This is a genomic window from Bartonella sp. AD328YNZD (genome assembly GCF_042196425.1).
In genome coordinates, this window is record NZ_JBHIQG010000002.1 from 1 (window position 1) to 7,777 (window position 7,777).

General features: G+C 35.5%; 6 protein-coding genes. 3 read left to right on the forward strand and 3 right to left on the reverse strand.

The features are described from left to right. From accC to ACFIO3_RS00170, 3 genes are all read right to left on the reverse strand, one after another. Window positions 1–1,307 (reverse strand): acetyl-CoA carboxylase biotin carboxylase subunit (gene accC / locus ACFIO3_RS00160; RefSeq protein ID WP_375703995.1); only part of this gene is annotated, 1,307 nt, incomplete at its 3' end. A gap of 14 nt (window positions 1,308–1,321) precedes the next feature. After that, window positions 1,322–1,822, reverse strand: coding sequence for an acetyl-CoA carboxylase biotin carboxyl carrier protein (gene accB / locus ACFIO3_RS00165; RefSeq protein ID WP_375606915.1), 501 nt, complete (start codon window positions 1,820–1,822; stop codon window positions 1,322–1,324). A 255-nt stretch (window positions 1,823–2,077) separates the two neighbouring features. Next, window positions 2,078–2,944 (reverse strand): DsbA family protein, encoded by an 867-nt coding sequence (locus ACFIO3_RS00170; protein WP_375606914.1) that lies wholly within the window; start codon window positions 2,942–2,944, stop codon window positions 2,078–2,080. Window positions 2,945–3,286: 342 nt separating this feature from the next. Between ACFIO3_RS00170 and glpD the strand changes: the two genes are divergently transcribed. From glpD to ACFIO3_RS00185, 3 genes are all read left to right on the forward strand, one after another. Then, window positions 3,287–4,816: a glycerol-3-phosphate dehydrogenase gene (gene glpD, locus ACFIO3_RS00175; protein WP_375606913.1), complete on the forward strand. Its 1,530-nt coding sequence runs from the start codon at window positions 3,287–3,289 to the stop codon at window positions 4,814–4,816. Between the two features lie 695 nt (window positions 4,817–5,511). Then, entirely contained in the window at window positions 5,512–6,492 is a 981-nt protein-coding gene (gene dusA / locus ACFIO3_RS00180) for a tRNA dihydrouridine(20/20a) synthase DusA (protein WP_375606912.1), read from the forward strand. A 392-nt stretch (window positions 6,493–6,884) separates the two neighbouring features. Continuing rightward, window positions 6,885–7,777 (forward strand): nicotinate-nucleotide--dimethylbenzimidazole phosphoribosyltransferase (locus tag ACFIO3_RS00185; protein ID WP_375703996.1); only part of this gene is annotated, 893 nt, incomplete at its 3' end.

Sequence of the window (7,777 nt, forward strand, 5' to 3'; positions counted from 1 at the left end):
ATATTATAATTACCATCAGCAACATCTTGATTATTAATAAGATCGCGAAAAAGAGGTAGTGTAGTTTTTATCCCATCGACGACAAATTCATCTAAAGCACGCCGTAAGCGCATCATACATTCTAAACGGGTACGTCCATGAACAATCAGCTTTCCAATCATGCTATCATAGTAAGGAGGAATACGATAACCTGAATAAGCGCCTGAATCAACACGAATCCCTAAACCTCCAGGTGTATGAAAATGTGTAATGGTTCCAGGTGATGGCGTAAAATTAATGGGATCTTCTGCATTAATACGGCATTCAATGGCATGACCAGAAAAACAGACTTCATCTTGTGTCACTGAAAGTTTACAGCCTGATGCAATATGGATTTGTTCGTGGACTAAATCTATACCTGTAATTGCTTCAGTTACAGGATGCTCGACTTGTAAACGTGTATTCATTTCAATAAAATAAAATTCGCCATTTTCATAAAGAAATTCAATAGTACCCGCTCCACGATATCCAAGTTGGGCACAAGCATTTGCAACAATACTTCCAATTTTTTTCCGTTCAGTTTCATTAAGTGCAGGTGACGTAGCTTCTTCCCATACTTTTTGATGTCGTCGTTGAAGTGAACAATCGCGTTCTCCTAAATGAATAGCATTTCCCGCACCATCACCTATGACTTGAATTTCAATATGACGGGGTTTTTCTAAATATTTTTCTATGTAAACAGCGTCATCACCAAAAGCAGCTTTCGCTTCTGAACGCGTTGTCTTGAGAGCTATAGAAAATTCTTGTTCAGAATGAACGACTTTCATACCACGTCCGCCACCACCGGCAGAAGCTTTTATAATAACCGGATAACCAATTTCACGAGCAGTGCGTAAAGCATCTGATTCTTCAGTGACTGCTCCATCTGAACCTGGAACTACAGGAATACCAAGTTTTTTGGCGGTTTTCTTTGCTTCGATTTTATCGCCCATGATTCGGATATGAGTAGCTGTTGGACCGATGAATGTAATATCATGGGCTTCTAGAACATCTGCAAATTTTGCATTTTCAGAAAGAAAGCCATAACCTGGATGAACAGCATCCGCTCCTGTAATTTCACAAGCAGCAATAATTTGCTGAATACTCAAATAAGAATCGCGAGCAGGAGGAGGGCCAATACAAACACTTTCGTCAGCAAGACGAACATGCATTGCATCTGCATCAGCGGTAGAGTGAACAGCCACGGTTTTTATGCCAAGTTCTTTACATGCACGTAAAACGCGAAGAGCAATTTCTCCTCGATTAGCAATGAGGATTTTTCGAATCATGGTTGCCCCTCGCTTTATTCAACAATAATAAGTGGTTCACCAAATTCAACAGGTTGACCATCTTTGACAAGAACAGTGGTTACCGTACCGGAGCGCGGTGATGAAATTTGATTCATTGTTTTCATGGCTTCAATAATAAGTAATGTCTCCCCTTCAGAAACATTTTGTCCTACTTCTACAAAAGGTTGTGCGCCTGGTGAAGGTGCAAGATAGGCTGTTCCAACCATTGGAGAGGTTATTGTGTTTTTTGATTTATCTTCTTGGATAGAGTGTATAGGAGATTCAGCTGTTGGAACTGGAGAAGATGTTACAGAAAAAGTAGGAGTAGAAACAGGAGCATAGATCGCTTGCTCGGAAGAAGTTGAGGTATTTTGGCGTGAGACACAAATACGAAGCTCCCCTTGTTCAACTTCAATGTTCGTTAAATTTGTATCATTCAAAATTTCAGCAAGATCACGAATAATGTTCGTATCAATTGCGGTATATTTTGCCAAATCCATTTTTTTTGTTGCCATTTTATTTCTAACTCCTTGATCAATGAAGATCGTCATTATTTCGTTTTATGACAGAATATCTCTAGATTAGGGATGATATCTTTTGAAGCTTTAAAGATATTTATTTCCTTTAAATTCATTATATTTTGCAATTTTAAACTCGTATCTGCTTTACGCAAAATTGCATTTATAAGCCTGTTGTCAAAAAAGAGAAAGCATAAAATTACCTCATTTACAGTATTCTTCCTAAAACTAATCAGGTATAGAATAGGGTATTTACTGTGTATTATCTATCGCTTGTTTTAGAATGTCTTGTCTGGCTGCGCCGATGAATATTTTATTACCAATGATATAAGAAGGTGTTCCCGTAATATGAAGTGTAGAGGCAATGTGAATATTTTCTTTAAAAGCTTTTTGCAGATTAGGGTCTTTTATTGCATTACGGAGTTTTTTTTCATCTGCTCCTAATGAAACAGCTATTTTTATAGCTTTAGCTTCATTTGCGCGCCCTTGATGCATTAAAAGCTTTTTATGAAACTGAGGATATTTTTCTGGAAATTGTTTTCGAAATGCGTAAGCAACGGTATGAGCCGCCATAGAATCAGATCCCAAAATCGGTAAATCCTTGATAATAACCCGTAGATCTGGATATTCTTTTATCAAGTCTTCTATATCTGAATAGGCACTTTTACAAAATCTGCAATTGTAATCAAAAAAATCAACAAGTACTTTTTTACCATTTGGATTCCCCAAAACAGCGTCATGAGGAGAGTGAAAAATTTCCTTTTCTAATAAATGAATAATTGAGCTTTGACTTTCGTCTTCATTTTGTTTTTCCAGCTTATCTTGAAGGATAAGCTGCATTTCAATCAAAACTTCTGGATGAGTAAGAAGATACTCTCTAACAATTTGTTGAATATGCTGAGAATCAGTATGCGGTGTCATTTTTTCTTTAAGCTTAGATAAAAAGCTAGAATCTTCTAAAAGTTGTGCTTTAAGTTTTTCTAAGCTTAAATGATTGGTTACTGTCTGCTGTGATGTTGCGTTTGATAAAGAAGGTAAAAAGGTTAAAATACTCAACATAACTGGGACTAAAATTTTTGAAACAAGTGTTATTTTCGAGTTTTCAGGTTGATGAGTCATCTGTATACCTTTACATTTTCTATTGTGTCATTGAGTAAACTATATGAAAAGCGTTCTCTATGTGCAATAAAGCATTTAGCTATAGTATGTATTCTCAAATGATAAAAAACATTAATTTTTCTCTAAAAAGCTTTCATATGATGTACATTTGCAAAGATTATATTGCCTACAGGATAAAAAATCCTCTCTTTAATTTGTCAAATGTTGTTTTGATGTATAAGGGTATAAAAAGCTTTTTGTGCGTGTTTATTTTAGGAAATAAGTACGTTGATAATACAATGAAGAACACTTGTATTATTTTTTCCTGTTGCTTTATTGAGGACTGAGAAACAAAATTAAATAATGAAAAGTGAAATTATGAAAACCACAACACATTATGAACTGTTTATCATTGGGGGAGGGATAAACGGGTGTGGATTGGCAAGAGATGCAGCTGGACGCGGTTTTAAAGTAGGATTAGCTGAAATGAAAGATCTTGCATCAGGGACTTCAAGTGCATCAACAAAACTTATTCACGGTGGTCTTCGTTATCTTGAACATTATGAGTTCAAACTTGTTCGTGAAGCACTCAAAGAACGCGAGATCATTTTACGTATAGCTCCACATATTGTACGTCCTTTACGTTTTCTTCTTCCTTATCATAAAGAATTGCGTCCTGCTTGGATATTGCGTTTTGGACTTTTTATTTATGATTATTTAGGGAACTGGAATCAGAAATTGTGGCGCAGTAAAACGATTAATTTTTCAAAAAAGTTTTGCTCTACACTGAAAAAAGAATATCAGAGAGGTTTTGAATATTCTGATGCAAGAGTAGATGATGCGCGTTTAGTCATTGCCAATGCTCGTGATGCAGAAAAGTGGGGAGCTGATATAAAAGTACGGACAAAAGTTCTATCTTTAAAAAGAGAAGACAAAAAATGGCGTATCTTTCTTCAAGACAAGTTAAGCGGTAAAGAATATAATGTCACTGCTTCTTATGTTGCGAATATGACAGGACCTTGGATTGATCATGTTTTGGAAAGCGTATTAGACTGTAAAGAACATACGCCAATACGGCTTGTTAGAGGTTCTCATATTTTGGTTCCCAAACTTTATACTCATGATCGTGCTTATATTTTTCAAAATGGTGATGGGCGTATTATATTTGCTATTCCATATCAAGAAGAGTTTACCTTGCTTGGAACAACAGATTGTAATTATCAAGGAGATCCGGCTGACGTTCATATTACTGATAAAGAAATTGATTATATTTGTGCAGCAGCCAGTGAATATTTCATACAACCAGTATTACCTGAAACGATTGTCTGGTCTTACTCTGGAGTTCGTCCACTCTATGATGATGGAGCTTCAAAAGCACAAGAAATTACGCGCGATTATGTTTTAAAAGAAATGGGAACAGGAACGACACCAAAGATACTTAATCTTTATGGTGGAAAGATTACAACTTATCGTAAGTTAGCTGAAGATGCGATGAAATTTGTTGAAAAAGCACTTGGTAAAAAGGGAGCATCATGGACGGCTAAGGCAGTACTTCCAGGGGGAGATTTCCCCTATAACAAATTAGATACAATCGAAAATAGGATTGCTCTTTTAATGCCAGATTTAGATGTTTTTACACATCGCAGGCTTGCACGCTCCTACGGTACAGAAGCATTGCTGATCTTTGCACATGGTAAGGCAAATAAAGGAAAAAATTTTGGACATGGGCTTTATGAAGTAGAAGTAAAATGGTTGATGGAAAAAGAATGGGCTAAAGTATGTGAAGATGTGTTATGGCGTCGTTCAAAACTGGGGCTCCTATTTAATGAACAAGAGGTTGATACTCTTTCTTCCTATATGCAAAGCCAACAAGAGATTGAACAACGTTTATGATCATTTCATTTTACAGATTTTATCTGCAATATTGTAAATATTTTCCTTCAAGAGATACTGATATCAGTTATAGATATTAAAAAGGCAATGGCTGTCTATACCCTGATTTTAGTTTTTTTTTGCAAGAATCACAAAATGGCAAAATTAGATAGAATATTTAAGATGAAATTTGTCTATTTTATAAAGTGAAATCTAAGAATATTACCAAAAAGAACTCATTGATAAAAAATGATTTATAATTAGATTCGTATGAAATAAGGTTTTTTCTTCTTTAGGAGAAGATAAAGCTACTTTCTTTAGCGTTTATTTGCACAATGAGTTAAAAAATCTAAAGAAAATTAAATCGATCATGAAAAATTGTATAATGTGTTAGTTTAGCATTTATTATCTTAAACGCTGTACTAAATCATGTAAGGGGAGAGACTTGAAGAGCGTAAGAAGAACTTATAAATGAGTTTTTTATATTATAGTAAAAATCTTCTTTTTTCATGTTTATATACCTGAACACTAATCTATGAGAAATGCGATATTGTGTTTTGGCATGATTGATTGTAGTAAACCTTGATATCAATTGAAAATAATGAGCTGTTATTATACTCATGATAGTATAAGAGAATAAAATTTTCCGTAAACTAAAAGTAAGTATTTTTCTATGTATAAAGAGAGGGCTATAGGGACATGAGAGTAATACCCTCATGATATTTTACAACCTTCCATCGCCTATAAAATTTGCAGTAGCACCAATGTTGGACTGGACAGACCGACATTGCAGGTTTTTTTATCGTCTTTTAACGAAAAAAGCTCTCCTTTATACGGAAATGATGGTAGCAGATGCTGTCATTCATGGTGTTCGTGAACAACTGTTGGCTTTTAGCGACAAAGAACGTCCAGTTGCATTACAATTAGGGGGGGCAGATCCGAAAAAGTTAGCAGAAGCTGCACGAATTGCTGAGGATTTTGGCTATAACGAAATAAATCTCAATGTTGGTTGTCCATCAAATCGTGTTCAAGCAGGTGTCTTTGGAGCTTGTTTGATGCTACATCCAGACATTGTGGCAAATGCCGTAGAAGCAATGAAACAAGAGGTTACTATACCTGTAACTGTCAAATGTCGGATTGGAGTGGACGAACAAGATGAAGAATTAGCATTAGATCTTTTGGCTAATCAAGTTTGGAATGCTGGATGTGATGCGCTCTGGATCCATGCACGCAAGGCATGGCTACAAGGATTGAGTCCGAAAGAAAATCGCAATATTCCGCCCCTTAATTATGAAAGGGTTTACAAATTAAAACGTCAATATCCTCATAAATTTATTGGGATAAATGGTGGAATTAAATCGATTGATGAGATCAAAGAACACTTAACTTTCTGTGATGCTGTCATGGTTGGTCGCCAAGTTTATCATGATCCAACTTTGTTAAAACATATTGATTTTGAACTCTATGGTGAGTCGCAGAATAGTCTAAGTGAGAGTGATCTTATTGAGGTTATGTGTGATTATGCAGCTCGACATATTGCATCGGGGGGACGGCTTTCTCATGTGACGCGTCACATGATTGGTTTATTTCATGGGCGGGGTGGGGCACGTCGATGGCGGCAAATACTATCAAATGATGCGATAAAACCAAACGCAGATATATGTACTTTAAAAGAAGCTTTTTATGCTCTCATTTAATAACAGTCAGACAATTAACATATATTGAAGTTGAGATCCTTTGCGTTTTGATTTCTTTGCGATAATTTTGATCCCTTTAATTTTATAAGTTTTTGAAAGTTTATAACTTTTATTATGAATAAGAATGTTAGAATTTATATATTAAACGGCATGCTGATTATGCCTATTAAATAAAAAATAGTTTAAGGGTATCACTGTAAAGGTAGTCATAAGATATTAATAACATTTTGAATCTTGCACGTTTGTTATTGGGGTAAAAAATAGAATGTAGAAATTATTGCTTTCATAGTATTTAACATTTTTAAAGCACTGTTAAAAAAACAATAAATTATTCATATCCTGTATATATGACGTGATTTTCATAAACATTGTAGATTTTAAAAGGTATCCTTATGATCGCTAGTCCATTTGATGATTTTCGTGCTTTGTTTACAAATTTACCTGTTGCTGATGAGTTTTCTATAATTTTGGCAAAAAAACGGCAAAAAAACTTAACAAAAGAGCAAGGAACATTGGGAAAACTAGGAGATATTGCTGTTTGGTACGCGGGGTGGAGAGGTACAGAAAAACCTATAGTAACGCGACCTTTGGTTGCTATTTTTTCTGGAAACCATGGTATTGTAGAGGAGAATATTACACCATTTCCACAATCTATGACACAAAAAATGGTACAAAATTTTGCATCTGGCGGTGCTGCTATCAACCAAATTTGTATCGCTTATGATCTGGGATTAAAAATTTTTGATTTAGCATTGGAATATCCAACAATGAATATTACCAAGGATGCTGCAATGGACGAGAGAAGTGCAGCTGCTACAATGGCATTTGGAATGGAATCCATTGCTGGTGGAACAGATCTTTTATGTATTGGTGAAATGGGAATTGGAAACACAACAATAGCTTCAGCTTTATGTTTAGCATTGTTTGGTGGAGACGTTGAAGAGTGGACAGGACATGATATGGAATCGGAGGGTGATTTTTATCAGCGTAAAATAGCAGCGGTTAAGGCAGCAGTTTCCTTGCATAAGGAGCATTTAAATGATCCTTTTGAGATAATGCGTCGCTTAGGAGGACGTGAAATTGCTGCTATGGTTGGTGCTATTTTGGCGGCAAGAATGGAAAAGATACCCGTTATTTTAGATGGTTTTGTGGCAACAGCAGCGGCAGCGGTCCTTTATAAAATGCATCCAAAAGCTCTTGATCATACTCTCGTTGGACATGTTTCTTCTGAAAAAGTCCATCGTAAACTTTTACAAAAAATTGGCAAAGAACCACTTCTAGATTT

Coding starts and splice junctions, on each gene's coding strand:
- glpD (WP_375606913.1), top strand. CDS start 3,287: ATGAAAAGTGAAATTATGAAAACCACAACACATTATGAACTGTTTATC.
- ACFIO3_RS00170 (WP_375606914.1), bottom strand. CDS start 2,944: ATGACTCATCAACCTGAAAACTCGAAAATAACACTTGTTTCAAAAATT.
- dusA (WP_375606912.1), top strand. CDS start 5,512: ATGATATTTTACAACCTTCCATCGCCTATAAAATTTGCAGTAGCACCA.
- accB (WP_375606915.1), bottom strand. CDS start 1,822: ATGGCAACAAAAAAAATGGATTTGGCAAAATATACCGCAATTGATACG.